The organism is Bradyrhizobium pachyrhizi (assembly GCF_001189245.1).
GTDB lineage: Bacteria > Pseudomonadota > Alphaproteobacteria > Rhizobiales > Xanthobacteraceae > Bradyrhizobium > Bradyrhizobium pachyrhizi.
Genome location: NZ_LFIQ01000117.1, coordinates 196,944 through 223,693, shown reverse-complemented (window position 1 = coordinate 223,693; position 26,750 = coordinate 196,944). Strand labels below are relative to the sequence as shown.

Here is a 26,750-nt window from a genome sequence, read left to right as displayed (position 1 = left end):
ATTCAACCTAATCTCATCGCGCTTTAGCGTCAGAAGCGGACAAAAGAGGTGCGCTTAGTCGTGTCGGTCAAGCGCCGACAACGGACCATATCGTTTACGATTGCTTAACTGACGTGCCCTTTGTAATGATTTATCGAGGGGCTGCCCCAAGACGGGAGGTCGAGATGCCAACGTCATCTCACCTTTTGCGGTGGTCGACCGAGATGCTTCCGGAGCGCACGCGGTTCTCGACGTTTCGTGAGGAGTTTGCGCGGCTGAACCTCGCGTTGGACGTGATAGACCACAGCGGTGGCCGCCCACGTATCGAAGTCACCTACTTGTCGCTCGGTGCGGTTGGCGTTTGTCGCCTTGTCACGACGCCGGTGGAGTTTATTCGTCACAAACACCACCTCAAGGATAGCCGTGAACAATTCGGACTGAACCTCGTCGAGGCCGGACCGGTCCAATTTGCAAATGCTGGCCAAGAGCATGCCTATGACGTCGGCTCCGCTTGTTTGGTCGATCGGGGAAGGACGCTGCGAGTATTTGGGCCGCGTGGGGGGAGCGTCAAATTCGTAACCGTGCAGGCTGCCGCCCTTAGGTCTCTGGTTGCCAACCCGGAAGATCTATCAGGTCGGCCAGTGCGTTCCGGACCGGCGCTGAGCCTCGTCAACCGCTACCTTCGGTCGCTCGCATCCTTTAAAGAACCTCCGTCATCACAACTGGCCGCCACCGTCAGCGTCCATCTCCTCGATCTTGTAGCTGCGACGCTCGGGCCGACCAACCAAGCAGCAGACATCGTTAGGGAGCGCGGTGTGAAGGCAGCAAAGCTGCAGGCGATCCTGGCGGAGGTCGCGCGACGCTCCAGCGATCCCAATTTCGATTTGAACAAGGTCGCTGGAGCGATCGGCATGTCGCGGCGATACGTGCAAAAATTGCTCGACGAGGGGACCGGAAAGTCGTTCACCGAGCACCTTGCAGGATGCCGGCTTCAGCGTGCCTTCGCGATGTTGACTGACCCACACCATCTGCATTTGGCCATCATAGATATCGCGTATGCAGCCGGCTTTGGTGACGTTTCTTATTTCAATCGCACGTTCCGCCGGCACTTCGGCGAGACGCCCTCAGGTGTGCGCGCCGCATCGACCATACGAGAGCAGAAGCGATCCTCCGCCCCCTCACAGTAAGCAATGCATGGGCAGAAGAACCAAACCTGAAAAACACCCGGGTTAAATATCCTCAAGGGGGGACAGTCCCGCGTACCCGCTTTCCGAGGCAGGCGCTAAAGTACCTACGCCATCGTCGCCGACCCGGTTCACAGTGCTAGAATTTATAGGCCCATCAATTTTTTTGGACCTCGTTTATCGATCGACCACCAATTCCTGCCATTATCCCACCATTGCAGGTAGGTCGCGATCAGCGGCAGCGAATTCCGAAATTCTCTTGGACCCTTCTTTTCCGAAGGAGAGGCCATGCTCAAAGGCTTCGCAATTGCAATCATCGCGCTGTCTAGCGCATCGCAAGTCGATCAGTACTTCACCAATGGCAGGTACACCGACGCCGTCATGGCGATGCTGAGGCAGATGAGGCACTCGTTCGGCATTTGAACCGCGCGGATCAACCGGGCTTCCCAAGCGCGTCTGCTTGCAGCCCGAAATCGGACGTGAGGGTGACTTCCGCGTGGGACCACAAGCGGAAGAACCTGATCGTATCGTCTCGGGTCCGTCGCCTACCTTGATCCAAGCCACATCATTCTGCGCCAGCGCGAGGTGTTTCTTCTGCGGGTGACAGGGCGATGTCAGAATGCCTTTGAGTGGACCCTGCGCGTTCACTATTTTGCCGACAATGCAGGCTTGACCGAAGCGCAACTGCGCGCATCGGTCCACGGCACTGCCGATGACACCTGTTGGGAATCCGGTGACCGCATCCTCATCCGCCTTGCTGATGAACTGCATGACACGGCCACGATCGGCGATGCACTTTGGGACGACATGCGCCCCGTCATCACCGATGAAGCGATCCTGCAGCGGATATTGCTGGCGGGTCACTATCGAACCAATGCTTACATCTCGAAGGGACTGCGGGTTCCCGTGGAATCTCGGATCAACCGCCCATTTCCGGTCGCAAAAGTGGAAGTCTGAACCGCGTAACCAAATTTCGACGCTCGGGGAGCGCCAGGCGAGCCGATGCGACCTGCGAGGAAAGTTGGACGAGGCCCGCCTTGGGACAAGGCGATATCGCTGACGTCCGGTCCGCGTGTCTGCTTCGCCCCTGAAAGCGGGCGTCCCTGTTCTCGCTTCGGCGCCGCTATTATTCCTAAACGGCTTCTTAACGCGCCGACCTCTATCATAGCGGGCGGACGGGCTGCGGCTTTTGCCGGGCACCAAGCTTTCACGACCGGGCGCATGAGCCAGAAATCGACCGAGCGGCTGAGGGATTATCTCGCACAGCTTCCGCCGCAATCGCAGGCGCTGCTGATGCGCGAGCTGGAGCGCGCCGTCGAACGTGGCGACGACGTCGCGGTCGCCAATCTGGTCCTCGAACAGCTGCGCAAGATCGTGCGCGGGGCCGAGGAGGACGAGCAGATCCAGCCGCGCAGCGATGATCCGGCGCGGCTCCTGTTCCGGCCGCTCGAGCCATTCCTCGCCGAGACCAATTTCCCGACCCGGCCGGGCCAGCTCCGGCGCGCCTCGCTGCTGCCGATCTGGCAATGGCTGGCCCGCGAGGGCGCGCCCGAGGCGGCTCGCGCGTTCGAGGCGGCGCTCGCCGCGGCCACGGAGAGCGGTCCGATGGAAACTGCCGCGCGCAAGTTCCAGCTTGCGGCCGCGGACGCCATCCTCAAGATCGCGGGGCCAAGTCAGGACGATCGCCAACGCGCGCTGTCGCGGGTCGGTCCGCCAAACGTGGTCGAGGACCTGCTGCCGATCGGCCTCGTCCTGCAGGCCCGCGAGGCGCTGGAAACCCTGGGCAGCCGGCTGCCGAGCCAGATCCGCGTGTTCGCCGATTCCCAGATCGCCTCCGCCACGGAAGCGCTCAAGCTGCCGTCGCTGCAGACGCCGCAAATGCTGCCGTTTGCGCTGTCATTGATTGCGCAGCGGCTCGCCGCGCCCTGGCAGATCGTCCGCCTCGCCATCAAGATGGCGGCCTCCGACGACGAACTGCGGGTTGCGGCGACGCCGTACGGTATCGCCGTCACCATCGCGCTGCACGACCTGTCGTTCGTCGCGGCCTGCCTGCGCACCGACATCAGGCGCGGGCATTTCGATTATGTCGGCGAGCAGCTCAAGACCCTGCATGACGGCGTCCGCGGCCTGCGCACCGAGCTCGATCTGCGCAACGATTCCACCTGGGGCCGCCAGCTCACCTCGGTCCGCGCCGATACCTCCAATGCGCTGCAATCGGAGATCGACAGCGTGCCCGGCCGGGTCCGCCGCATCCTGCGCCAGCGCGCCGACAAGGACATCACGGCCGGCGCCAAGATCGACCAGTCCGAAGTCGAGGACGCCGCCGCGCTGATCGATTTCGTCGCGGTGTGCCGCACCTATGCCAGCGAGCTCGCCATCAACGAGGTGACCCTGCGGACCTTCTCCGACCTGCAACATTATGTCGAGCAGTCGACCGAGGGGCTGGTGCAGTCGCTGCGCGGCGGCGACGCGCGGGTCCGGGCCTTCCGCCAGCAGCAGGTCAAGGCCGCGATCCGCTTCTGCGAGGTGCTGTTCGGCCACGACTACGCCTCGTTGATGAACCGGGCGGCCGAAAACGCCGTGACCGGTGAGCGCAAATCTTCCCGCGCGGGGTAGCGAGATCGCGCAATTCGCGAGCATGTTCGACGGCAAGCCGACCCGCCAAGGCGGGACGATGGGCATTTGCGTTATTTCGGAATAATGGAAGTGTGGCACTGATTTGCCCGACGTGTCAACCATCAATCGAGCGCCGGCGACCGCCCCGCTACTTTGCATGGGGTTGTTTTCGATATTTTGGCAGCGCGCGCCTTCGCCAGGAGACACCGTTGCAATCCCGTCGGAACGGCACCGAAAACCGCCTGATTTCGACCTTCCGCCGATCCAGTAATTGTCAATTGCCGGGCTCGCCGCCGGTAGTGTAAAGCGATTCTAAGGCGGCTTGCCGGAAGCCGCCGTTCCATCCGGGAACCGCTTGATGACGCTGTGGTTTGTGTTCGCGCTGATGACGGTCGCGGCGATCTTTGCCGTGCTGTGGCCGCTCAGCCGCCGCGGGCGCACGGATACCGGTGGCAGCGAGGTCGTGGTCTACCGCGACCAGCTCGCCGAAATCGACCGCGACATGGCCGCCGGTATCATCCGTGCCGCCGAGGCCGATGCCGCGCGGATCGAGATCAGCCGCCGGCTGCTGGCCGCCGCCGATCAGGGCGGACGTGAGGCTCCGGTGCAAGGCAGCCTCAATCTGCGGCGCACTGCCGCGATCGTCGGCCTGGTCGGATTGCCTGTGATTGCCTCAAGCTTCTATCTCGCGCTCGGCTCGCCGCGCCTCGGTGACTTCCCGCTCGCCGAGCGCGGCCGGGTGGCCGACGCCAACCAGCCGCTCGCCAATCTGGTCGCCCAGGTCGAGGCGCATCTGGAAAAGAACCCGACCGACGGCCGCGGCTGGACGGTGCTGGCGCCGGTGCTGTCGCGCCTCGGCCGCTACGATGACGCCGTCCGCGCCTATCGCAACGCCATCACCTATGCCGGCGACAGCGCCGATCGCCGCGCCGATCTCGGCGAGGCGCTGATGGGGACTGCCGGCGGCGTCGTCACCGCGGACGCCAAGGCGGAATTCGAGCGCGCGGTCGCGCTGAATGGCGACGATGCCAAGGCCAACTATTTCCTCGGCCTCGCCGCCGAGCAGGACGGCCGCAAGGCTGATGCCGCGGAGCTCTGGCAGAAGATGCTGGCGAAGGCGCCGGCGGACGCGCCGTGGCGGCCGCTGGTGCAGGCCGCGCTCGTGAGGGTCGGCGGCAGCTCGCCCGGCGGCGTCAGCTCGCCCGGTGGCGTGAGCGCACCGGCGCTGCCGGACAGTGCGGTGGCCGCGGCCCGGGACATGAGCGAGGCCGATCGCGGCACCATGATCAAAGGCATGGTCGATCGGCTGGCGACGCGGCTGAAGGCCAATGGCGACGACGTCGAGGGCTGGCTGCGGCTGGTCCGCGCCTATCTCGTGATGGGCGAGCGCGACAAGGCGATGAGCGCACTCGCGGATGCCCGTCAGGCGGTCGCCAACGATGCGGACCGGTTGCGTCAGCTCAATGAAGGGCTGAAGAATCTCGGGCTGGATGGATAACGCATGATGCCGAAAAGTGCGCAGCGGTTTTCGGAGGATGTCATGCGCAAGGATGGAACATGACCAGGAAGCAACGGCGTTTGACACTGATCGGCTGCGCGCTCGTCGTGCTCGCGATCGCCGCGGGTCTGGTGCTGAACGCGCTGCGCGATTCCATCGTGTTCTTCTCGACGCCGTCGATGGTCGCCGAAAAGCACCTTGGTCCGGGCAAGCGTTTCCGCCTCGGCGGCCTGGTGGAGCAGGGCTCGCTGAAGCGCGGCGACAATCTCGCCGTGACGTTCACCGTCGACGACGGCGGCGCGACGCTGCCGGTCGCCTACAAGGGTATCCTGCCGGATCTGTTCCGCGAGGGGCAGGGCGTGGTCGCCGAAGGCGCGCTCGACGCGAGCGGCGTGTTCCGCGCCGACACCGTGCTCGCCAAGCATGACGAGACCTACATGCCGAAGGACGTCGCCGACGCCTTGAAGAAGCAGGGCCACTGGAAGGACGACTACGGTGCGAAGCCGAGCGCCTCCGCGGCGCCGACACAGGGAGCCGTGCGGTGATTGCCGAAAGTGGACATTACGCCCTGGTGCTCGCGCTCGGGCTCGCGCTGATCCAGTCCATCGTGCCGATCGTCGGCGCGCGCTGGCGCGATGCGGCGCTGATGAACGTCGCGCGCTCGACCGCACTCGCCCAGTTGCTGTTCGTCGCGGCGTCGTTCGCGGCGCTGGTGACGCTGCACGTCACCTCGGATTTCTCGGTCGCCAATGTCTACGAGAATTCGCATTCGCTGAAGCCGCTGCTCTACAAGATCACCGGCGTGTGGGGAAACCATGAAGGATCGATGCTGCTGTGGGTGTCGATCCTGGCGCTGTTCGGCGGCCTCGTCGCGGCCTTCGGCAACAATCTGCCGCTGTCGCTGCGTGCGCATGTGCTGGCGGTGCAGGCCTGGGTCGCCAGCGCGTTCTACTTGTTCATCCTGATCACCTCGAACCCGTTCCTGCGCATCGCCAATCCGCCGCTCGAGGGCCGCGACCTCAATCCGGTGCTGCAGGACATCGGCCTCGCCGTGCATCCGCCGATGCTCTATCTCGGCTATGTCGGCTTCTCGATCTCGTTCTCGTTCGCGGTGGCGGCGCTGCTCGAGGGGCGGATCGACGCCGCCTGGGCGCGCTGGGTGCGGCCGTGGACGCTGATGGCGTGGATCTTCCTGACGCTCGGCATCGCGATGGGCTCCTACTGGGCCTATTACGAGCTCGGCTGGGGCGGCTGGTGGTTCTGGGATCCGGTCGAGAACGCCTCGCTGATGCCGTGGCTTGCCGGCACCGCGCTGTTGCATTCGGCGTTGGTGATGGAGAAGCGCAACGCGCTGAAGGTCTGGACCGTCCTGTTGTCGATCCTGACCTTCTCGCTGTCGCTGCTCGGCACCTTCCTGGTGCGCTCCGGCGTGCTGACCTCGGTCCATGCCTTCGCGACCGATCCGACACGCGGCGTGTTCATCCTGCTGATCCTGTTCGTCTTCATCGGCGGCAGCCTGTCGCTGTACGCCTGGCGCGCGCCGGCGCTGAAGCAGGGCGGGCTGTTCGCACCGATCTCGCGCGAGGGCGCGCTGGTGCTCAATAATCTGCTGCTCACCACCGCCTGCGCGACCGTGTTCATCGGTACGCTGTACCCGCTGGCGCTCGAGGTGCTGACCGGTGAGAAGATCTCGGTCGGCGCGCCGTTCTTCAATTTCACCTTCGCGCCGCTGTTCGTGCCGCTGCTGCTCGCGGTGCCGTTCGGGCCGCTGCTGGCCTGGAAGCGCGGCGACCTGCTCGGCGCGGCACAGCGGCTGATGGTGGCCGGCATCGTCGCGCTGGTTGCGATGGCGCTGGTGTTGGCGTGGACCTATGGCGGCGCGACCTTGGCGCCGCTTGCGATCGGGCTGGCGGTGTTCGTGATCATGGGCGCGCTGTGCGATCTCGCCGAGCGCATCGCGCTGTTCCGGATTCCGTTGTCGCTCTCGCTGCGCCGCGCGCGCGGGTTGCCACGCGCGACCTGGGGCACCGCCTTCGCGCATGCCGGTCTCGGCGTCGCGCTGATCGGGATCGTCTGCGAGACCACCTGGAACAGCGAATATATCGGCGCGATGAAGCCCGACGACGTCGCCCGCGTCGCCGGCTACCAGCTGCGGCTCGACGGCCTGAACCCGCGGCAGGGGCCGAACTTCCGCGAGATGGTCGCGCAATTCACCGTGACACGTGACGGCGAGAAGGTCAGCGTGATGACGCCGTCGAAGCGCAACTTCACAACGCGCGGCGCCTCGACGACCGAGGCCGCGCTGATGACGCGCGGCGCAAGCCAGCTCTACATCTCGCTCGGCGATACCTCGGCCGACGGCGCGATCGCGGTGCGCATCTATCACAAGCCGCTGGTGCTGATGATCTGGTGGGGACCGGTGCTGATGGCGTTCGGCGGCATGCTGTCGCTGTCCGACCGCCGCTTGCGGGTCGGCGCCCCGAAACCGGCCAAAGCAGCACGCGCATTGCAGGCGGCCGAGTGATGCGGTCGCGCGCGCTTGCAGCCGCCGTGCTTGCGGCGACCCTGATGCACGGTGCGATGCCCGCCCGGGCGGTGCTGCCCGACGAGGTCATGGCGGATCCGGCGAAGGAGGCGAGGGCGCGCGAGCTCTCCAAGGAGCTGCGCTGCATGGTTTGCCAGAACCAGTCGATCGACGATTCGGAGGCGCCGCTGGCGCGCGATCTCCGTCTTTTGGTGCGTGAACGCATCTCGGCCGGCGACAGCGACGCCCAGGTGATCGATTTCCTGGTGGCCCGCTACGGCGAATTCGTGCTGCTGAAGCCGCGCCTCAACGAGCACACGCTGCTGCTGTGGCTGACCCCGCCGCTGGCGCTGCTGCTGGGCGGTTTTGCGCTTTGGCGGCTCGGCCGGCGCAAGGCAAATCCGGCGGCGGGCGGGGGCGATTCCGCTCCTGGACTGACGTCCGACGAGCGGGCGCGCCTGGAACGCCTGCTGGCGGCCGAATCCGCGCCGGACAAGCCGCTTTAGTTCCCTTTTAAGTCCTTTATTTACCTGCGCTATTCTGCCGCAGCGGCGGCCGCTTCAATTACAAAAGTTTAATTCCGCAGCCAGCGCGCCGTAAGGCTGGTGACCCCATGTTCAGACCCATCAGGTGCTTGCCCCGGCACCAATGATTCTGGCCCTGGAGATTTCAAGACATGACCGATCGTCCCGACCTCTCGACCCTTCCGTCCTACAAGGCGCCGAAGCGCTCGCTGTTCTCTGCCCGCAAACTCGCGCTGATGGCGTCGGTCGTGGCCGGCCTCGGTGCCGCCACCTATGGCTTCAGCCCCTCGCACAACCCCGCCGATCTGTTCACGACGCCCGCGCATGCGCAGGTCAATAACGAGGTCAAGAAGGTTCAGCAGCCGGTCGGATTTGCCGACATCGTCGAGCGCGTGAAGCCGTCGGTGATCTCGGTCAAGGTCAACATTCGCGAGAAGGTCGCGAAGGACGACAGCAACAATGACGATTCGCCGTTCCAGCCGGGTTCGCCGATGGAGCGCTTCTTCCGCCGCTTCGGCGGTCCGGATGGCTTGCCCCCGGGCCTGCGCGGTGGACCGCGTGGCGGTGGCGTGGTGACGGGCCAGGGCTCCGGCTTCTTCATCTCGGCTGACGGCTTTGCCGTGACCAACAATCACGTCGTTGACGGCGCCGACAAGGTCGAAGTCACAACCGACGACGGCAAGACCTATTCCGCCAAGGTGATCGGCACCGATCCGCGCACCGACCTCGCGCTGATCAAGGTCGAGGGCGGCTCCAACTTCCAGTTTGCCAAGCTGTCCGACTCCAAGCCGCGCATCGGCGACTGGGTGCTGGCGGTCGGCAATCCGTTCGGCCTCGGCGGCACGGTGACCGCTGGCATCGTCTCGGCCTCCGGCCGCGACATCGGCAACGGTCCGTATGACGATTTCATCCAGATCGATGCGCCCGTGAACAAGGGCAATTCGGGTGGCCCGGCGTTCGACGTGTCCGGTGAGGTGATGGGCGTCAATACGGCGATCTACTCGCCGTCCGGCGGCAGCGTCGGCATCGCGTTCTCGATCCCGGCCCAGACCGTCAAGAGCGTCGTCGCGCAGCTGAAGGACAAGGGCGCGGTCAGCCGTGGCTGGATCGGCGTCCAGATCCAACCGGTGACCTCCGACATCGCCGACAGCCTCGGCATGAAGAAGGCCGAAGGCGCGCTGGTTGCCGAACCGCAGGCCAACGGCCCCGCGGCCAAGGCCGGCATCGAGTCCGGTGACGTCATCACCGCCGTCAATGGCGAGCCGGTGAAGGATGCGCGCGAGCTCGCCCGCACCATCGGTGGCCTCGCGCCCGGCAATGCCGTGAAGCTGAACGTGCTGCACAAGGGACAGGACAAGACCGTCAACCTCACGCTCGGCCAGCTGCCGAACAATCTGGAAGCCAAGGCCGACACCGACAAGAGCGACAAGGGCAATTCGTCCCGCGGCACCGACGTGCCGAAGCTCGGCCTCACCGTGGCGCCCGCCAACAGCGTGGCCGGCGCCGGCAAGGAAGGCGTGGTCGTGACCGAAGTCGATCCCAAGAGTGCTGCCGCTGAGCGGGGCTTCAAGGAAGGCGACGTGATCCTCGAGGTCGCCGGCAAGTCCGTCGGCACCGCCGGTGAAGTGCGGGATGCGATCACCGCGGCGCGCAATGACAGCAAGAACAGCGTTCTCATGCGCGTGAAGAGCGGCGGTTCGTCGCGCTTTGTGGCAGTGCCGCTGGCGAAGGGATAACTATCTATGAGTTGGAAGGCGTCGCCGGCATCAGTCGCCCCCGCCGACGGCGCTTTCCGGGGGGCGGGCCCCTTGCTCGCTCCCTACGTTGCCTTTCGATGGAATATGCCCCCCTCTGTCGGAAGGTCTCAGGGCGGTGAGGTCCCCCAGCTTCACCGCCCACTTTTTTCAAGCAATCGAGAATATGCGCGGTCGTCTTGCATGTGCAGGCCGGCCGCGTCATGCTGACAGAGGGCCAATTTCCGTGACCGCAATCGCTCCGCAAATGCGCATCCTGATCATCGAAGACGACCGTGAGTCAGCCGACTATCTGGTCAAGGCATTCCGCGAAGTCGGCTATATCGCCGATCTCGCCTCCGATGGCGAGGAAGGGCTGTCGATGGCCGAGTCCGGCGACTACGACGTGCTGGTTGTGGATCGCATGCTGCCGAAGCGTGACGGCCTGTCGCTGATCGGCAGCCTGCGCGACAAGGGCAACCGGACGCCGGTGCTGATCCTCTCGGCGCTCGGCCAGGTCGATGACCGCATCAAGGGCCTGCGTGCCGGCGGCGACGACTACCTGCCGAAACCCTATTCCTTCGCCGAGCTGCTCGCGCGCGTCGAGGTGCTGTCGCGGCGCAATGTCGGCCCGGCCGAGGAGACGACCTACCGGGTCGGCGACCTCGAGCTCGATCGGCTGTCGCACCGCGTCGCCCGCGGCAAGGACGAGCTGACCTTGCAGCCGCGCGAGTTCCGCCTGCTCGAATATCTCATGAAGCATGCCGGGCAGGTGGTGACGCGCACCATGCTGCTCGAGAATGTCTGGGATTATCATTTCGATCCGCAGACCAACGTCATCGACGTCCACATCTCGCGGCTGCGCTCCAAGATCGACAAGGGTTTTGAGCGGCCGCTGCTGCATACCATCCGCGGTGCGGGGTATATGATCCGTGACGGCATTCGGTAAACTGATCCGGACCACGGCGTTTCGGCTGACGCTGGTCTACCTGTTCCTGTTCGCGCTGTTCGCCGCCTCGCTGCTGGCTTACTTCGCCTGGAACACGCGGCGGCTGATCACCGAGCAGATCACGACGACGGTCAATGTCGAGATCAGCGAGATCACCGACATCTACAACCGCCGCGGCCTGCGCGGCCTGCTGAGCACCATGGGCAATCGTGCGCTGCGGCCGGGCGCCAACCTCTATCTGGTGACGGCGCCGAACGGGCAGATGCTCGCCGGCAATGTCGGCGCGCTGGCCCCGGGCGTGATGAGCACGCAGGGCTGGACCGAGACCGCCTATCGCCGGCTCGACGACCAGGACAAGACCGATCACCGCGCGCTGGTGCGGGTCACCCAGATGGACAACGGTTTCCGCCTGCTGGTCGGGCGCGACCTTGAGGAGCGGCGGCGGCTGTTCGGCATCGTCGCCAAGGCCGCGCAATGGTCGATCCTCGTCGTCGTCGTGCTCGGCATCGGCGGCGGCATCTTCGTCGCCCGCCGCGTGCTGCACCGGATCGACGCCATGACCGGCACCACCAAGCGCATCATGGCGGGCGATCTGTCCGGCCGGCTGCCGGTCGGCCGCAGCGGCGACGAGCTCGATCGCCTGGCGGAAAATCTCAATGCCATGCTCGAGCGCATCGAGGCGCTGATGACGGGGCTGAAGGAGGTCTCCGACAACATCGCCCATGACCTCAAGACGCCGCTGACGCGGCTGCGCAACCGCGCCGAGGAGGCGCTGGCGCGGTCGGGCTGCGAGGCCGACTATCGCGCGGCGCTGGAGCGGACCATCGAGGAATCCGACGGGCTGATCCGCACGTTCAACGCCCTGTTGATGATCGCGCGTGCCGAGTCCGGCCAGGCGCGCGGCAACATGGACGATTTCGACGGCGCCGATGTCGCCAACGGCATCCACGAGCTGTACGAGCCGCTGGCCGAGGACGATGGCATGACGCTGCAGGTGAAGACCGTGCCGGCGCCGATTCACGGCAACCGCGAATTGATCAGCCAGGCGGTCGCCAACCTGGTCGAGAATGCCATCAAATACGGCAAGCCCGACGTGAGCGTGCAGCCGCTCAATGCGGATGCGCGGGAGATCCTGATCGAGGCGCGGCGCGAGGGCGACCAGGTCCTGCTCAGCGTCACCGACCACGGTCCGGGCATTCCCGAGGCCGACCGCAAGCACGCGGTCGAGCGCTTCGTCCGGCTCGAGGCGAGCCGGACCTTACCCGGTTCCGGTCTCGGCCTCAGCCTGGCCTCGGCGGTCGCCACGCTTCATGGCGGCGAGCTCAGGCTCGGCGATGCCCATCCGGGGCTGATCGCCACCCTGGTGCTGCCCGCGCGGGCGGGCGGCAGTGACAGGCTTGCGGCTCAAACGCAGGATGTGCCACAGAAGGCGGCATGAATGCCGCCGCGCCGGGAAACGCGGATCGACATCGTCTGGCCGCGCGGTTCGCGGACGGACCGCGTGTCGCCGCGCCCGTATCCGCCGATCAGCGCCTGACCGACTGGTTCGCCGAGCTCGAGCCGGCGCAATCGGGCGCGCTCAATGCGTTGCTCGAACATCCGTTCGCACGCGACATCCTGCGCGGAATCGCCGAGTTCTCGCCCTACCTGTTCGAGCTCGCGCGCGCCGACGCCGCGCGGCTGATCCGGATCCTGTCATGCGACCCGGAACAGCATCTGGCCGGCCTGATCGAGACGACGTCGCGCGAGGTGCTCGCCGCCGGCAGCGAGGCCGACGTGATGGTTCTGCTTCGCCGCATGAAGGCGGAGGCCGCGCTGATGATCGCGCTGTGCGACATCGGCGGCGTCTGGCCGGTGATGCGGGTGACGGCGGCGCTGACCGACATCGCGGTGAATTCGGTGCAATCGGCGCTGCGATATTTGTTCCGGCAGGAAGTAGCTCGCGGCCGGATGACCGCCGCCGATCCCGATCACCCCGAAGCGGGTTCGGGCCTGATCGTGCTCGCGATGGGCAAGATGGGGGCCGGCGAGCTGAACTATTCCAGCGACATCGACCTGATCGTGTTCTTCGATCGCGCGGCCACCTCGCTCGCCGAGGACATCGAGCCGCAGCCGTTCTTCGTGCGCGTCACCCAGGCGATGGCGCGGATGCTGCAGCAGCGCTCGGGCGACGGCTATGTGTTCCGGGTCGATCTCAGGCTGCGTCCGGACCCGGCCTCGACCCAGGTCGCGATCTCGACCGACGCGGCGTTGCATTATTACGAGCGCGAGGGACGCACCTGGGAGCGCGCCGCGATGATCAAGGCGCGGCCCTGCGCCGGCGATCCGAAGGCCGGCGAGGCGCTGATCGCCGAGCTCGCGCCCTTCGTCTGGCGCAAGCATCTGGATTTTGCCGCGCTTGCCGATGTCCACGACATGAAGCGGCAGATGCAGACCTATCGCGGCCAGAGCGAGATCTCGGTCGAGGGCCATAACGTCAAGGTCGGCCGCGGCGGCATCCGCGAGATCGAGTTCTTCGCCCAGACCCAGCAGCTGATCGCCGGCGGCCGCCATCCGGAGTTGCGGGTGCGGCCGACGCTGGAGGCGCTCAATGTGCTCGCCAACAGCAACTGGATCACCTATGAGGCGCGCGACGAACTGACGACGGCCTATGAATTCCTGCGCCGGGTCGAGCACCGGCTGCAGATGATCGCCGACGAGCAGACCCATTCGCTGCCCGAAGCGCCCGAGGACGTCGAGCGTTTTGCGCATTTCTTCGGCTACGAAAATCGCGAGGCCTTCGCCAGGGACCTGCTCGGCCAGCTCAAGATCGTGCAGAACCACTACGGCAAGCTGTTCGAGGGCGACGATCCGACCGGCACCGCGAAGCTGCCGGACATCGACTACGGCGCCGGACCCGAGGACGCCCGCCTGATCGAGCATCTCGCCAATCTCGGCTTCAAGAAGCCCATTGCGGTTGCCGGCACCGTGCAGCAATGGATCGAGGGCGACTATCGCGCGCTACGCGTCGAGGCGACGCGCGCCGCGTTCCTCGAATTCATTCCCGGCCTGATCGACGGCCTCGCGAATGCCGAGGAGCCGGACGATGCGGTGGCGGCGTTCGACCGTTTCCTCGGCGCGCTGCAGCGGGGCGGGCGGCTGATCTCGCTGCTTAGCCAGAACCGCGATTTCGTCGCGCTGGTAGCGCTGATCCTCGGCGCGGCACCGCGGCTCGGCGACATGCTCGCGCGGCAGCCGCAGATCATGGACGGCCTGGTCGACCCGCGCTTCTTCGGCGCGATGCCGGACAAGAAGGAACTGTCGGAGCGGCTCGCCGCCACGCTGCAGGATGCGTCGTCCTACGAGGATTTTCTCGATCGTCTGAGATTGTTCGGCCAGGAGAGCCTGTTCCTGATCGGCACGCGGATCCTGTCCGGCACGGTGTCAGCGCAGCACGCCAGCACCGCCTTTGCCGATGTGGCCGAGGGGATCGTGCACACCGTGCACGGCCTCGTCACCGACCAGTTCGCCGCGCAATATGGCCGGATCAAGGGGCAGGAGACCGCGATCATCGCGATGGGGCGGCTCGGCAGCCGCGAGATGACGGCGTCCTCCGACCTCGATCTGATCCTGCTGTACGATTTCGACAGCGAGGCGCCGGATTCCGACGGCGAGCGCTCGCTGCATGGCGCGCAGTATTTTGCCCGCTTCACCCAGCGCCTGATCAGCGCCTTCACGACCCGGACCAATTACGGCGTGCTCTATGAGGTCGACATGCGGCTGCGCCCGTCGGGGCGCGCCGGCCCGGTCGCCTCGCGAATCGATTCATTCTCCGACTATCAGGAGCGCGAGGCCTGGACCTGGGAGCACATGGCGCTGACGCGCGCCCGCGTGATCTCGTCGTCGCCTGAGTTCCGCGAGAAGATCGAGACGATCATCCGCAGCGTGCTGACCCGGCCGCGCGATGCGGCATCGGCCGCGGCCGACGTCGCCGACATGCGGCGCGCAATCGCGCTGGAGAAGGGCGAGGACGACGTCTGGGATCTCAAGCTCGCCGCCGGCGGGCTCGTCGACATCGATTTCATCGCGCAGTATCTCCAGCTCGCGCATGCCGCGGTGAAGCCGGAAATCCTCAGCGTCTCCACGCTGCAGGTGCTCGACAACGCCGCCAGGCTCGGCCTGCTCGGCCAGTCCGAGGCCGAGATCCTGCGCTCGGCGGCGCGGCTCTATCATGACCTGACGCAGATCCTGCGGCTCTGCGTGACCGGCAAGTTCAATCCGGAGACCGCGGGCGAGGACCTGCTGCGCGTGATGGCGCGGGCCGGGGACACGCCGGATTTCTCCGCACTGGAAGCCCGCCTGCGCGAGACCCAGAGCGAGGTGCGCCGCGTCTTCAACGCGATCGTGGGCGGGGCCTGATCCGACTGCGATGCTCGACCCGTCATCCTGAGCTGCGAGCTCTTGCGAGCCTCGAAGGATGACGGGACTGAAGCCGGGACAACATGTCCGACGTCGTCCCTGCGAAAGCAGGACCCATAACCACAGGGTTTAATTGTTGAGGAAGGCTGTGGCCCCAGCCCTGCGCAACAATGGCCTTCGGTGGTTATGGGTCCCGGCTTTCGCCGGGACGACATTGAATGTTTGGCGCCGCTCCTCCGCCATATATTCACATTCTGTGAGGTGCGAGCTCTTGCGAGCCTCGAAGGATGCACGGCCACAGTCGGGCCGTCGACCCTTCGAGACGGCCGCTTTGCGGCCTCCTCCAGCGACAATGGCAAAGCCATTGTGCGGGGTGACGGTGCGGAGCTGAGCCTGCAAAAGCGCCCTACGCCTGCTGCTTCAGCTTCTGCAGGGCATCGCGGACGTCGGGATCGAGGCCGGTGCCGCCGGCGTCGAGATGGGCGAAGATCTGCTTGCGCATCCGCGGATCCCAGAACTTCCAGATGTGCTCGGAAATGCCCTGCACGGCGCGGTCGCGCCCCTGGCTCTGGAAGAACTTTCCGATCTGGTTCGCCATATAGACCAGTTTGTCAGGCGACGACGACATAAGCGGACTCCTTGCCGGCCACCGCGCCTGTGACGCGTTCCGGATGCGTAAAGATTTCAAATCCATCGGCGCGAGCGATCGCGGCGAGCGTGATGCCGGCGGCATCCGCCATCCGTACCGCAAGCGCGGTCGGCGCCGACACCGCGGCGATCAGCGGCGCGCCGATCGCGGCGGTCTTCTGCACCATTTCGACCGAAACGCGGCTGGTGAGCAGCACCATGCCTTCGCTGGCATTGACCTTGTCGCGGGCCAGCGCGCCGGCGAGCTTGTCGAGCGCATTGTGGCGACCGACATCCTCGCGCAGCGCCACGATGCCGCGCGCGCCCGTCCAGAATGCCGCGGCGTGCACGGCGCGGGTCTGGTGGTTGATCTCCTGCAGCGGCGCGACCGCCGCCATCGCCGCCATGATCTCGCGCGGCGAGAATACGCGGCCGGCGCGCACCACCGCGGCCGGCCGGACCGCCTCGCTGATGGAATCGAGGCCGCACAGGCCGCAGCCGGTCGGTCCGGCGATGTTGCGCCGCCGCTCGGCGATCCGCTCGGCCCTGTCAGGCCTGAGCCACATCCGAAGCTCGATGCCGTCATCGAGCTCGACGATGTCGAGGGTCTCGATCTCGTCGGCCGCTTGCACGATGCCTTCGCTCAGGCTGAATCCAACGGCGAAGTCGCCGAGGTCCTCGGGCGAGCCCATCATCACGGCGTAGGTGCCGCCATTATAGGTCAGCGCGAGCGGCGTCTCTTCCGGGATCAGGCGCGCGCCGTCGCTGAAGACGCCGTCACGCCAGACTTTCCGCCTCGATTGGTGGACGGGCTCGCGCATCGTTACTCCGCGGCTTCCACCACCGGCGCGATGCGGCGGGAGTGGCGTGCCTGCTCGTCATAGGCCTTCTGCCAGTCGGACGGACCGTTCGACGGCGAGATCTGCACCGCGGTGACCTTGTACTCCGGACAGTTGGTGGCCCAGTCCGAGAAGTCGGTCGTGATGACGTTGGCCTGGGTGTCAGGGTGGTGGAACGTGGTGTAGACCACGCCCGGCGCTACGCGGTCGGTGATCTCGGCGCGCAACGCGGTCTCGCCGGCGCGGCTTGCCAGCCGCACCCAGTCGCCGTCGCGCACGCCGCGCTGCTCGGCGTCATGCGGATGGATCTCCAGCCGGTCCTCGGCGTGCCACACCACGTTCTCGGTGCGGCGGGTCTGCGCGCCGACGTTGTACTGGCTGAGGATGCGGCCGGTGGTGAGCAGCAGCGGGTAGCGCGGGCCGGTGCGTTCGTCGGTCGCGATATATTCGGTGAGGATGAACTTGCCCTTGCCGCGCACGAAGCCGCCGATATGCATCACCGGGGTGCCTTCCGGCGCCTTTTCGTTGCAGGGCCACTGCACCGAGCCGAGCTCGTCGAGCCTGGCATAGGAGACGCCCGCGAAGGTCGGCGTCAGCGCGGCGATCTCGTCCATGATCTCGGATGGATGGGCGTAGTTCATCTCAAAGCCCATCGCCTTGCCGAGCATGATCGTCACTTCCCAGTCGGCGTAGCCGTTGAGCGGCGTCATCACCTTGCGGACGCGCTGGATGCGGCGTTCGGCATTGGTGAAAGTGCCGTCCTTCTCGAGGAAGGTCGAGCCGGGCAGGAAGACGTGGGCGTAGTTCGCGGTCTCGTTCAGGAAGAGATCGTGGACGATGACGCATTCCATCGCCGACAGCGCCGCCACCACATGCTTGGTGTTGGGGTCGGACTGCAGGATGTCCTCGCCCTGCACGTAGAGCCCCATGAAGCTGCCTTCGATGGCGGCGTCGAACATGTTCGGGATGCGCAGGCCCGGCTCGTTGTTGAGCTTGACGTTCCACATCGCCTCGAACTGCTCGCGCACCGCATCGCCGGCGATGTGGCGGTAGCCCGGCAGCTCGTGCGGGAACGAGCCCATGTCGCAGGAGCCCTGCACGTTGTTCTGGCCGCGCAGCGGGTTCACGCCGACGCCGGGCCGGCCGATATTGCCGGTCGCCATCGCGAGGTTGGCGATCGCGATCACCGTGGTCGAGCCCTGGCTGTGCTCGGTGACGCCGAGCCCGTAATAGATCGCGCCGTTGCCGCCGGTGGCATAGATTCGGGCCGCCTCGCGCAGCACCTTCGGATCGACGCCGGTCATGATCGCGGTGGCTTCCGGGCTGTGCTTCTCCTGGGCGACGAAGGTGGCCCAGTCCTCGAACTCGCTCCAGTCGCAGCGCTCGCGCACGAAGGCCTCATCGGCGAGCCCTTCGGTCACGATGACATGGGCCAGCGCAGTCAGCACGGCGACGTTGGTGCCGGGCATCAGCGGCAGATGCAGCGCCTTCACATGCGGCGATTCCACCATCTCGGTGCGGCGCGGATCGATCACGATCAGCCTGGCGCCCTGGCGCAGCCGCTTCTTCAGCCGCGAAGCGAACACCGGATGGGCGGAAGCCGGATTGGCGCCGATGATCAGCACGACGTCGGTGTCCTCCACCGAATCGAAATCCTGCGTGCCGGCCGAAGTCCCGAAGGTTTGCGACAGGCCGTAGCCGGTCGGCGAATGGCAGACGCGGGCGCAGGTGTCGACATTGTTGTTGCCGAAGCCGGCGCGGATCAGCTTCTGCACCAGATAGGTTTCTTCATTGGTGCAGCGTGACGAGGTGATGCCGCCGACCGCGTCGCGGCCGTATTTCTGCTGGATGCCCTTGAACTTCGCGGCGGCGAAGTTCAGCGCCTCGTCCCACGACACTTCCTGCCAGGGGTCCTCGATCCGTTCGCGGATCATCGGCTTCAGGATGCGCTCCTTGTGGGTGGTGTAGCCCCAGGCGAAGCGGCCCTTGACGCAGGAATGGCCGCGATTGGCCTTGCCGTCCTTCCAGGGCACCATGCGCACCACTTCCTCGCCGCGCATCTCGGCCTTGAAGGCGCAGCCGACGCCGCAATAGGCGCAGGTGGTGACGACCGAATGCTCGGGCTGGCCGATCTCGATCACGGATTTCTCGGTCAGCGTCGCGGTCGGGCAGGCCTGCACGCAGGCGCCGCAGGATACGCATTCGGAGCCGAGGAAGCTCTCGTTCATGCCGGGCGAGACGCGGCTGTCGAAGCCGCGGCCGGAGATCGTCAGCGCGAAGGTGCCTTGCACCTCCTCGCAGGCGCGGACGCAGCGCGAGCAGACGATGCACTTCGAGGGGTCGTAGGTGAAGTAGGGATTGGACTCGTCCTTCGGCATCCAGTTGTCGTTTTCGCAGCCGTGCGATTTGGCGAAGACGTGGTTCTCACCTTCATAACCGTAGCGCACGTCGCGCAGGCCGACGGCACCCGCCATGTCCTGCAATTCGCAGTCGCCGTTCGCGGCGCAGGTCAGGCAGTCCAGCGGGTGGTCGGAGATGTAGAGCTCCATCACGCCCTTGCGCAGCTGCTTCAGCCGCTCGCTCTGGGTGTGCACGACGAGGCCGGGCATGACCGGCGTGGTGCAGGAGGCGGGCGTGCCGGCGCGGCCCTCGATCTCGACGAGGCAGAGCCGGCAGGAGCCGAAGGCGTCGACCATGTCGGTCGCGCAGAGCTTTGGAATCTGGGTGCCGGCTTCCATCGCCGCGCGCATGATCGAGGTGCCCTCGGGCACCGTGATCTGATTGCCGTCGATGGTCAGCGTGACCATCGTCTCGGATTTGGATTTGGGCGTGCCGAAATCGGTTTCCTGGATCAGCGACATCGTGATTTCCTTGCTATTCCGCGGCCTGCAGCCGGGCCGGTGCGGGGCCTAGATCTCCGCCGAAATCTTCCCGGAAGTGTTTCAATGCGCTCATCACGGGGTAGGGCGTGAAGCCGCCGAGCGCGCACAGCGAGCCGAATTTCATGGTGTTGCAGAGGTCTTCGACAACCGCGAGGTTTTCCGCCACGCGCTCGCCATTGATGATCTTGTTGATGGTCTCGACGCCGCGGGTCGAGCCGATCCGGCACGGCGTGCACTTGCCGCAGGATTCGACCGCGCAGAATTCCATCGCAAAGCGGGCCTGCTTCGCCATGTCGACGCTGTCGTCGAACACCACGATCCCGCCATGGCCGATCAGGCCGTCGCGCGCGGCGAACGCTTCATAGTCGAACGGCGTGTCGAACAGCGCGCGGGGGAAGTAGGCCCCGAGCGGGCCGCCGACCTGGACCGCGCGCACCTCGCGCCCGGTGAAGGTGCCGCCGCCGATCTCGTCGACGAGTTCGCCGAGGGTGACGCCGAAGGCGGTCTCGAACAGCCCGCCATATCTGATGTTGCCGGCGAGCTGGATCGGCATCGTGCCGCGCGAGCGGCCCATGCCGAAATCGGCGTAGGCCCTGGCGCCGTTGTCGAGGATGAAGGGGATCGCCGCGAACGACAGCACGTTGTTGATCACGCTCGGGCGGCCGAACAGGCCCTTATGCGCCGGCAGCGGCGGCTTGGCCCGCACGATGCCGCGGCGGCCCTCGAGGCTTTCCAGCAGCGAGGTCTCTTCGCCGCAGACATAGGCGCCGGCGCCGACCCGCACCTCGAGATCGAACTCATGGGCGGAGCCGCCGATGCGCTTGCCGAGCAAACCGGCGCGGCGGGCGGCCACGATCGCCGCGTTCATCGCGTCGACCGCGTGCGGATATTCCGAGCGGATGTAGATGTAGCCCTTGGTGGCGCCTACCGTGATACCTGCGATCGTCATGCCCTCGATCACGACGAAGGGGTCGCCTTCCATGATCATGCGGTCGGCGAAGGTACCGCTGTCGCCTTCGTCGGCGTTGCAGACGATGTATTTGCGGTCGGCGCTGGCCTGCGCCACGGTCTTCCACTTGATGCCGGTGGGGAAGCCGGCGCCGCCGCGGCCGCGCAGACCGGACGTCGTGACGTCGGCGAGGATCTGGTCGGAGGTCAGCGTCAGCGCCCGCTCCAGGCCCTTGTAGCCGCCATGGGCGCGGTAGTCGTCGACCGAGCGCGGATCGATCACGCCGCAGCGGGTGAAGGTCAGCCGGGTCTGGCGCTTCAGCCAGGGAATCTCGTTCGTGACACCAAGCCGCAGCGCGTGCTGACCATTGCCGGCCATCGCGTCGAGCAGGGATGGAACGTCCGCCGGCGTCGCCGGGCCGAATCCGACGCGGCCCTGGGCGGTCGCCAGTTCGACCATCGGCTCCAGCCAGTAGAGGCCGCGCGAACCGGTCCTGACGATCTCGACCGGCATGCCGCGCGCTGCCGCGGCCTGCTCGAAGGCGAGGGCGACGTCGTCGGCGCCGACGGCAACCGCGCCGGCGTCGCGGGGAATGAAGATCCGCATCGTCATCGCTGTGCCTCCGCGACCAGCGCGTCGATGCGCGCTTCATCGAGCCGGCCGACCACGCGGCCATCCAGCATCGCCGAAGGCGCGGTGGCGCACAGCCCGAGGCAGTAGATCGGCTCCAGCGTCACGCGGTCATCCGCCGTGGTGTTGCCGAGGGCAACGCCGAGCTTGGCTTCCGCGCGCGCCGCGAGCGCATCGCCGCCGGCGGCCTGGCAGGCCTCGGCGCGGCACAGCTTGAGGACGTGGCGTCCGGCAGGTTGCTTCCGGAAATCATGGTAGAAGGTGAAGACGCCGTGCACCTCGGCGCGCGACAGGTTGAGCGCCTCCGCCACCATCGGGATCGCCGGCTCCGGCACGTAGCCGAAGGCCTCCTGCAGCGCGTGCAGGATCACCAGCGTGGCGCCTTCAAGCCCGGCATGCTCGGCGATGATTTCAGCGCCGCGCGCCTTGTCCCAAGGTTCGTATCCCACCGTCATCAGCGCTTCTCACGATCAGTTTTTTGCTTCGCACATGAGAGTTGGAATTCTTCGAAACATCAATAAAGCTGTCTCATGCGGCGATTGCGCAACGCGATTAATAGCGTTGCCGAATGGATCGATGCGGTTTCGTAATAATGTTCTGGAATCACGCACTTCCGTGGCTCTTTGGATTTCGGGATCGCACCTCGATCGTGCTACCTATGGACGTGTCGGGCTGCCGCTTGGGGCACCGTTTTCCGAAGGGATCTGAACCTTGATCGACAAGCTGGAACTTCTGCTGGCGCTGGCCAAGGAGCGGCATTTCGGCCGGGCTGCGGAGGCCTGCGGCGTCACCCAGCCGACGATGTCGACCAGCCTCAAGCAGCTCGAGGAGATCCTCGGCGTCATGCTGGTGCAGCGCGGATCCCGCTTCCAGGGCTTCACGCCGGAAGGGGAGCGGACGCTGGACTGGGCGCGGCGCATCGTCGGCGATGCGCGCGCGATGAAGCAGGAGATCAACAGCCTCAAGGACAAGCTGTCGGGCGAGATCCGGATTGCGGCGATCCCGACCGCGCTCGGCATGGTGGCCTCGCTCACCACACCGTTCCGGGCGCGCCATCCCGACGTGCGGTTCCGCATCCAGTCGTGCACGTCGGCCGACGTGCTCGGCCTGCTCGAGAATCTCGAGGTCGATGCCGGGCTGACCTATATCGAGAACGAGCCGATCGGCAAGGTCCGCACCATCCCGCTCTACAATGAGAGCTATCGCTTGCTGACGGCGCCGGATGCGATGTTCGGCGACCGCAAGCAGGTGACGTGGAAGGAAGTCGGCACCGTGCCGCTCTGTCTGCTCACACCCGACATGCAGAACCGCCGCATCATCGATCGCGCGCTGACCTCGGTCGGCGCGGAGGCGACACCGACGCTGACGTCGAACTCACTGCTCGTGCTCTACACCCATGTGAAGACCGGCCGCTGGGCCAGCGTGATGCCGGCCAAGCTCGCCGAGACGCTCGGCCTTGCGGATGCCGTGCGCAGCATTCCGATCGTCGATCCGGTCGTGGACTACAGCATCGGCCTCGTGATCCCGCAGCGCGATCCGATGACGCCGTTGATCGCAGCCTTGGTGCAGGTCGCACGCGAGGTCGCGCCGACGCTCGAGAGCGCGTAGCTCTCGGCGTAGCCTTTCCGCCACGGTTCCGGCACGGCAGCAACCGACCACGCGTTGTGTGGTTGCGTTGAAGCAAGTCCTGGTGTTCAGCCGGCGGACAATCTTCGCTTGCTCGCAGCAAAGATGGAACTCAGCGCCGGCTCGGCGGTTGCATTGCGGCGTCCCGGTCAGCGAGCAGGAGCTGCTTTGAATCGTCGCCAGTTACTCCACGGATCGGCCGTGTTGCCGACACTCATGTTCTTGCCACAGCGCCAAGCCGCCGCCGCAGGGAGCGCGACGGACGCACCCTTCAACCCAGGCATGGTCAGGGAGCTTGCGCGCAATCTCGCCAGCAAGTCGTTCGAGGCGCCGGACGAGAAATTGCCGAACGGCCTGACGGATCTCAACTACGACCAGTACCGCTCGATCCGCTTCACGCCCGAGCGCGCGCTGTGGCGCGGCGCGAAGCTGCCGTTCGAAGCGCAGTTCTTCCACCGCGGTTTCTTCTACAAGAACAAGGTCAAGATCTTCGAGGTCGCCGACGGCAAGGTCAGCGAAGTCAAGTACAGCAAGGATATGTTCTCGTTCGGCGAGACCGTGCCTGACTTCACCGAGACCGACCTCGGCTTTGCCGGATTTCGCATCCACGCGCCGATCAACAAGCCGAACTACTATGACGAGGTCTGCGTCTTCCTCGGCGCGAGCTATTTCCGCGCGGTCGCCAAGGACGAGACCTACGGCCTGTCGGCGCGCGGCCTGTCGATCGATACCGGCGAGGCCAAGGGCGAGGAGTTTCCGTTCTTCAAGGCGTTCTGGCTCGAGCGCCCGGTGCCCAACGCGACCTCGCTGGTCATTCACGCCTTGCTCGACAGCAAGAGCTGCGCGGCAAGCTACCGCTTCACGATCAGACCCGGAGCGACCACGGTGTTCGATGTCGAGGCATCGCTCTATCCGCGCGCCGATCTCGAGCATGCCGGCCTTGCGCCGATGACGAGCATGTTCTTCTTCGGGCCCAACGATCGCAACGAGGTCGACGACTTCCGGCCGTCGGTGCACGATTCGGACGGGCTTGCGATCTACAACGGCAAGGGCGAGAGCCTGTGGCGCCCGCTGAGCAATCCGCGCGACCTCCAGATCAGCACGTTCCAGGACGTCAATCCGCATGGCTTCGGGCTGATGCAGCGTGAGAAGAATTTCTTCGCCTATCAGGACATCGAATCGCGCTTCGAGAAGCGTCCGAGCCTGTGGGTCGAGCCGATCGGCGACTGGGGCGAGGGCGCGGTCATTCTGATCGAGATCCCGACCAAGGAAGAGATCCACGACAACATCGCCGCATTCTGGCGGCCGAAGGCGCCGCCCAAGGCCAAGAGCGAGACCAATTTCACCTATCGCCTGCATTGGGGGCCGGATGCGCCGAAGCCGCACTCGCTCGCGCGCTTCACGCGCAGCGGCATCGGCGCGCATGGCGAGAACAGCAAGCTGTTCGTGCTCGACCTGTTCGGGGACAATCTGAAGGGGATCGATCCCGGCAGCGTCAAGGGCGTCGTGACGGCCGAGAAGTCCGAGATCACGAATGTCGTCACGCAGCCAAATCCGAATACCGGCGGATGGCGGCTCAGCTTCCAATGCGCCGTCAGGAAGGACCCGATCGAGCTGCGTGCGCATCTGGCGCAGGATGACAAGCCGCTCTCCGAGATCTGGGTCTATCGATGGGCGCCATAGTCACGTCGCCTCAGTCCGACGTCGCCGCGGCGGCCGAAGGCTTCCTGCCACAAGAGAGCCCGCTTGCGATGTCGGCGGCCGATCTCGGCCGGCCGCCGCATGCGGTGAGCACGCCGGTGTCGGTCGGTGCGGGCATGTTGATGCGCCGCGCGTTCGTCCTGATGTTGACCGTAGCGCTGACCGGTGCCGGCGCCTACGAGATGTACATGGTCGTCCAGGTCGGCGGCGTGACGATCATGGAGGGCATGGTGCTGGTGCTGTTCGTCGCGCTGCTCGCCTGGATCGCGTTTTCGTTCGCTTCGGCGATCGCCGGCTTCTTCGTTCTGCTTCGCCGCAACGGCAATGCCTTGCCGATCCGCGACGATGGTCCCTTGCCGCAGCTCGCGAGCCGGACCGCGGTCCTGCTCCCGACCTACAACGAGAATCCGCATCAATTGATGGCGCGCCTGCGCGCCATCTACGAGTCCGTCGAGGCGACCGGGCAGGGCGACAGCTTTGACTGGTTCGTGCTCAGCGACACCCGCGATCCGGATATCTGGATCGCCGAGGAACGGGCGTTCCTCGAACTGTGCGAGGCCTGCGGCGCGCAGCGGCTGTTCTACCGGCATCGCGCCGACAATACGGCGCGGAAGTCCGGCAATGTCGGCGAGTGGATCACGCGGTTCGGCGGCGCCTATCGGTTCATGATCGTGCTCGACGCCGACAGCCTGATGTCGGGCGACACCATGGTGCGGATGGCGCACGCCATGGAGACCAATCCGCAGGCGGCGCTGCTGCAGACGCTGCCGGTGATCGTCAACGCACGCAGCCTGTTCAGCCGCCTGCAGCAGTTTGCCGGCCGGCTGTACGGGCCGATGGTCGCCGCCGGCGTTGCGTGGTGGCACGGCTCCGAGGGCAATTATTGGGGGCACAACGCCATCATCAGGATCGAAGCATTTGCGCAGCAGGCGGGGCTGCCCGAACTCTCCGGACGCAAGCCGTTCGGCGGACATATCCTGAGCCACGACTTTGTCGAGGCGGCGCTGATGCGGCGCGCCGGCTGGGGGATCTACATGGCGCCGACGCTCGGCGGCAGTTTCGAGGAGGTGCCGCCGTCGCTCTTGGATTTTGCCGCGCGCGACCGCCGCTGGTGCCAGGGCAATCTGCAGCATCTCGCCGTGCTGAGGACGCGCCGGCTGCACTGGATCTCGCGGCTGCATTTCATGACCGGGATCGGCTCCTACATCACCGCGCCGCTCTGGCTGTCGTTCCTGCTGCTCGGAATCCTGATCTCGTTGCAGGCGCGCTTCATTCGGCCCGAATATTTTCCGAAGGGCTTTTCGCTGTTTCCCAATTGGCCGGCACAGGATCCCGTGCTCGCCGCCTGGGTGTTCGGCCTCACCATGGCGCTGCTGATCGTGCCGAAGCTGCTCGGCTTCCTCCTGTTGCTGACGCGGTCGGACGTGCGCCGGCAATTCGGCGGCGGGTTCCGGGCGCTGACGGGCGTGATCGCCGAGGTGCTGATCTCGGCGATGATCGCGCCGGTCATGATGGTGTTCCAGTCGATTGCGGTCGTCGAGATCCTGCTCGGCCGGGATGCCGGCTGGCAGACGCAGCGGCGCGACGACGGCGCGGTCGAGCGGCGCGAGCTCTATCGCAAGTACGGTGTCCCCACCGCCTGCGGTGTTGCGATGGCGATAAGCGCCTGGGCGGTGTCGCTGCCGCTGCTGCTGTGGATGTCGCCGGTGATCGTCGGCCTGCTGTTTGCGATCCCGATCGGGGCCTGGACCGCCAGGCCGGCGATGCGCGCGCTGTTCGTGACGCCGGAGGAAGCTAAGCCGCCACGCGTGCTGGTCCGCGCCAATGAGCTGGCATCGTCGCCGGCACTCGCATCGGCCCCCGCGCTCGCGACGTTGCGGCAAGATTCCGACTTGCTGCGTCGTCATCTCTCGTCGCTGCCGCCGGTGCGGCGCGGCGGCCCGGGCGAGATCGACCTTCACGTCGCGGTGGCGCGTGCGCGGATCGAGGCAAGCGACAGCTTCGACCAGGTAGTCCGCCATCTCACGCCTCGCGAGACGCTGGCCGTGCTGGGTGATTCCGCGCTGCTGGAAGGGGTGCTTGCGAAGTAGT

Annotated in this window: 20 protein-coding genes; 15 read left to right on the top strand and 5 right to left on the bottom strand. The window is 66.0% G+C overall.

Features of this window, described 5'->3' with window-relative positions:
- The first annotated feature begins 164 nt into the window (after positions 1-164).
- The 12 genes from AKL29_RS32875 (at position 165) to AKL29_RS32825 (ending at position 15,405) form a co-directional block, all read left to right on the top strand.
- Positions 165-1,166, top strand: a complete 1,002-nt coding sequence (locus tag AKL29_RS32875; RefSeq protein WP_160321812.1) for a helix-turn-helix transcriptional regulator — start codon at positions 165-167, stop codon at positions 1,164-1,166.
- Between the two features lie 285 nt (positions 1,167-1,451).
- Entirely contained in the window at positions 1,452-1,586 is a 135-nt protein-coding gene (locus AKL29_RS46380) for a hypothetical protein (protein WP_283090226.1), read from the top strand.
- Positions 1,587-1,748: 162 nt separating this feature from the next.
- Positions 1,749-2,120: a hypothetical protein gene (locus AKL29_RS32870; protein WP_152977853.1), complete on the top strand. Its 372-nt coding sequence runs from the start codon at positions 1,749-1,751 to the stop codon at positions 2,118-2,120.
- 264 nt (positions 2,121-2,384) lie between these two features.
- The gene (locus AKL29_RS32865; RefSeq protein WP_050387043.1) at positions 2,385-3,779 is read left to right on the top strand and encodes a hypothetical protein; all 1,395 of its coding nucleotides are present in this window, start codon (positions 2,385-2,387) and stop codon (positions 3,777-3,779) included.
- A 358-nt stretch (positions 3,780-4,137) separates the two neighbouring features.
- Positions 4,138-5,277: a c-type cytochrome biogenesis protein CcmI gene (gene ccmI, locus AKL29_RS32860; protein WP_050387042.1), complete on the top strand. Its 1,140-nt coding sequence runs from the start codon at positions 4,138-4,140 to the stop codon at positions 5,275-5,277.
- Positions 5,278-5,336: 59 nt separating this feature from the next.
- Positions 5,337-5,822 (top strand): cytochrome c maturation protein CcmE, encoded by a 486-nt coding sequence (gene ccmE / locus AKL29_RS32855; protein ID WP_050387041.1) that lies wholly within the window; start codon positions 5,337-5,339, stop codon positions 5,820-5,822.
- Complete coding sequence (locus tag AKL29_RS32850; RefSeq protein WP_050387040.1) at positions 5,819-7,801, top strand: heme lyase CcmF/NrfE family subunit; 1,983 nt, start codon at positions 5,819-5,821, stop codon at positions 7,799-7,801. Before ccmE ends, AKL29_RS32850 begins: the two co-directional genes overlap by 4 nt.
- Positions 7,801-8,307 (top strand): cytochrome c-type biogenesis protein, encoded by a 507-nt coding sequence (locus AKL29_RS32845; RefSeq protein ID WP_050387039.1) that lies wholly within the window; start codon positions 7,801-7,803, stop codon positions 8,305-8,307. Before AKL29_RS32850 ends, AKL29_RS32845 begins: the two co-directional genes overlap by 1 nt.
- A gap of 170 nt (positions 8,308-8,477) precedes the next feature.
- Positions 8,478-10,061, top strand: a complete 1,584-nt coding sequence (locus AKL29_RS32840; protein WP_050387038.1) for a Do family serine endopeptidase — start codon at positions 8,478-8,480, stop codon at positions 10,059-10,061.
- A gap of 265 nt (positions 10,062-10,326) precedes the next feature.
- Positions 10,327-11,007: a response regulator transcription factor gene (locus tag AKL29_RS32835; RefSeq protein ID WP_028331552.1), complete on the top strand. Its 681-nt coding sequence runs from the start codon at positions 10,327-10,329 to the stop codon at positions 11,005-11,007.
- Complete coding sequence (locus AKL29_RS32830) at positions 10,991-12,445, top strand: sensor histidine kinase (RefSeq protein WP_050387037.1); 1,455 nt, start codon at positions 10,991-10,993, stop codon at positions 12,443-12,445. The genes AKL29_RS32835 and AKL29_RS32830 overlap by 17 nt, the downstream gene beginning before the upstream one ends.
- Positions 12,442-15,405, top strand: coding sequence for a bifunctional [glutamine synthetase] adenylyltransferase/[glutamine synthetase]-adenylyl-L-tyrosine phosphorylase (locus AKL29_RS32825; RefSeq protein WP_050387036.1), 2,964 nt, complete (start codon positions 12,442-12,444; stop codon positions 15,403-15,405). Before AKL29_RS32830 ends, AKL29_RS32825 begins: the two co-directional genes overlap by 4 nt.
- Positions 15,406-15,811: 406 nt before the next feature.
- Here the strand turns inward: AKL29_RS32825 and AKL29_RS32820 are convergent, their stop codons facing one another.
- From AKL29_RS32820 to AKL29_RS32800, 5 genes are read right to left on the bottom strand one after another with little or no spacing between them, the layout of a single operon-like run.
- A complete protein-coding gene (locus AKL29_RS32820; protein ID WP_028331549.1) occupies positions 15,812-16,033 on the bottom strand; it encodes a formate dehydrogenase subunit delta in 222 nt (73 codons plus the stop codon).
- Positions 16,017-16,853 (bottom strand): formate dehydrogenase accessory sulfurtransferase FdhD, encoded by an 837-nt coding sequence (gene fdhD / locus AKL29_RS32815; protein WP_050387035.1) that lies wholly within the window; start codon positions 16,851-16,853, stop codon positions 16,017-16,019. Before fdhD ends, AKL29_RS32820 begins: the two co-directional genes overlap by 17 nt.
- Before the next feature lie 2 nt (positions 16,854-16,855).
- Positions 16,856-19,732 (bottom strand): formate dehydrogenase subunit alpha, encoded by a 2,877-nt coding sequence (gene fdhF / locus AKL29_RS32810; protein ID WP_050387034.1) that lies wholly within the window; start codon positions 19,730-19,732, stop codon positions 16,856-16,858.
- A gap of 13 nt (positions 19,733-19,745) precedes the next feature.
- The gene (locus AKL29_RS32805) at positions 19,746-21,314 is read right to left on the bottom strand and encodes a formate dehydrogenase beta subunit (RefSeq protein ID WP_050387033.1); all 1,569 of its coding nucleotides are present in this window, start codon (positions 21,312-21,314) and stop codon (positions 19,746-19,748) included.
- Complete coding sequence (locus AKL29_RS32800) at positions 21,311-21,787, bottom strand: formate dehydrogenase subunit gamma (RefSeq protein ID WP_028331545.1); 477 nt, start codon at positions 21,785-21,787, stop codon at positions 21,311-21,313. Before AKL29_RS32800 ends, AKL29_RS32805 begins: the two co-directional genes overlap by 4 nt.
- Before the next feature lie 256 nt (positions 21,788-22,043).
- On the opposite strand from AKL29_RS32800, the gene AKL29_RS32795 reads away from it, so the two are divergent.
- The 3 genes from AKL29_RS32795 (at position 22,044) to mdoH (ending at position 26,749) form a co-directional block, all read left to right on the top strand.
- Positions 22,044-22,940, top strand: coding sequence for a LysR family transcriptional regulator (locus AKL29_RS32795; RefSeq protein ID WP_018270739.1), 897 nt, complete (start codon positions 22,044-22,046; stop codon positions 22,938-22,940).
- 234 nt (positions 22,941-23,174) lie between these two features.
- A complete protein-coding gene (locus AKL29_RS32790; RefSeq protein ID WP_050387032.1) occupies positions 23,175-24,641 on the top strand; it encodes a glucan biosynthesis protein G in 1,467 nt (488 codons plus the stop codon).
- Complete coding sequence (gene mdoH / locus AKL29_RS32785; protein ID WP_050387031.1) at positions 24,629-26,749, top strand: glucans biosynthesis glucosyltransferase MdoH; 2,121 nt, start codon at positions 24,629-24,631, stop codon at positions 26,747-26,749. The genes AKL29_RS32790 and mdoH overlap by 13 nt, the downstream gene beginning before the upstream one ends.
- The last annotated feature ends 1 nt before the right edge of the window (position 26,750 follow it).

Excerpts from the sequence above, each read along its gene's own strand:
- AKL29_RS32875 (WP_160321812.1), top strand. The coding sequence starts at position 165 with ATGCCAACGTCATCTCACCTTTTGCGGTGGTCGACCGAGATGCTTCCG.
- AKL29_RS46380 (WP_283090226.1), top strand. The coding sequence starts at position 1,452 with ATGCTCAAAGGCTTCGCAATTGCAATCATCGCGCTGTCTAGCGCATCG.
- AKL29_RS32865 (WP_050387043.1), top strand. The coding sequence starts at position 2,385 with ATGAGCCAGAAATCGACCGAGCGGCTGAGGGATTATCTCGCACAGCTT.
- ccmI (WP_050387042.1), top strand. The coding sequence starts at position 4,138 with ATGACGCTGTGGTTTGTGTTCGCGCTGATGACGGTCGCGGCGATCTTT.
- ccmE (WP_050387041.1), top strand. The coding sequence starts at position 5,337 with ATGACCAGGAAGCAACGGCGTTTGACACTGATCGGCTGCGCGCTCGTC.
- AKL29_RS32845 (WP_050387039.1), top strand. The coding sequence starts at position 7,801 with ATGCGGTCGCGCGCGCTTGCAGCCGCCGTGCTTGCGGCGACCCTGATG.
- AKL29_RS32840 (WP_050387038.1), top strand. The coding sequence starts at position 8,478 with ATGACCGATCGTCCCGACCTCTCGACCCTTCCGTCCTACAAGGCGCCG.
- AKL29_RS32835 (WP_028331552.1), top strand. The coding sequence starts at position 10,327 with ATGCGCATCCTGATCATCGAAGACGACCGTGAGTCAGCCGACTATCTG.
- AKL29_RS32825 (WP_050387036.1), top strand. The coding sequence starts at position 12,442 with ATGAATGCCGCCGCGCCGGGAAACGCGGATCGACATCGTCTGGCCGCG.
- AKL29_RS32820 (WP_028331549.1), bottom strand. The coding sequence starts at position 16,033 with ATGTCGTCGTCGCCTGACAAACTGGTCTATATGGCGAACCAGATCGGA.
- fdhD (WP_050387035.1), bottom strand. The coding sequence starts at position 16,853 with ATGCGCGAGCCCGTCCACCAATCGAGGCGGAAAGTCTGGCGTGACGGC.
- fdhF (WP_050387034.1), bottom strand. The coding sequence starts at position 19,732 with ATGTCGCTGATCCAGGAAACCGATTTCGGCACGCCCAAATCCAAATCC.
- AKL29_RS32805 (WP_050387033.1), bottom strand. The coding sequence starts at position 21,314 with ATGACGATGCGGATCTTCATTCCCCGCGACGCCGGCGCGGTTGCCGTC.
- AKL29_RS32800 (WP_028331545.1), bottom strand. The coding sequence starts at position 21,787 with ATGACGGTGGGATACGAACCTTGGGACAAGGCGCGCGGCGCTGAAATC.
- AKL29_RS32790 (WP_050387032.1), top strand. The coding sequence starts at position 23,175 with ATGTTCTTGCCACAGCGCCAAGCCGCCGCCGCAGGGAGCGCGACGGAC.
- mdoH (WP_050387031.1), top strand. The coding sequence starts at position 24,629 with ATGGGCGCCATAGTCACGTCGCCTCAGTCCGACGTCGCCGCGGCGGCC.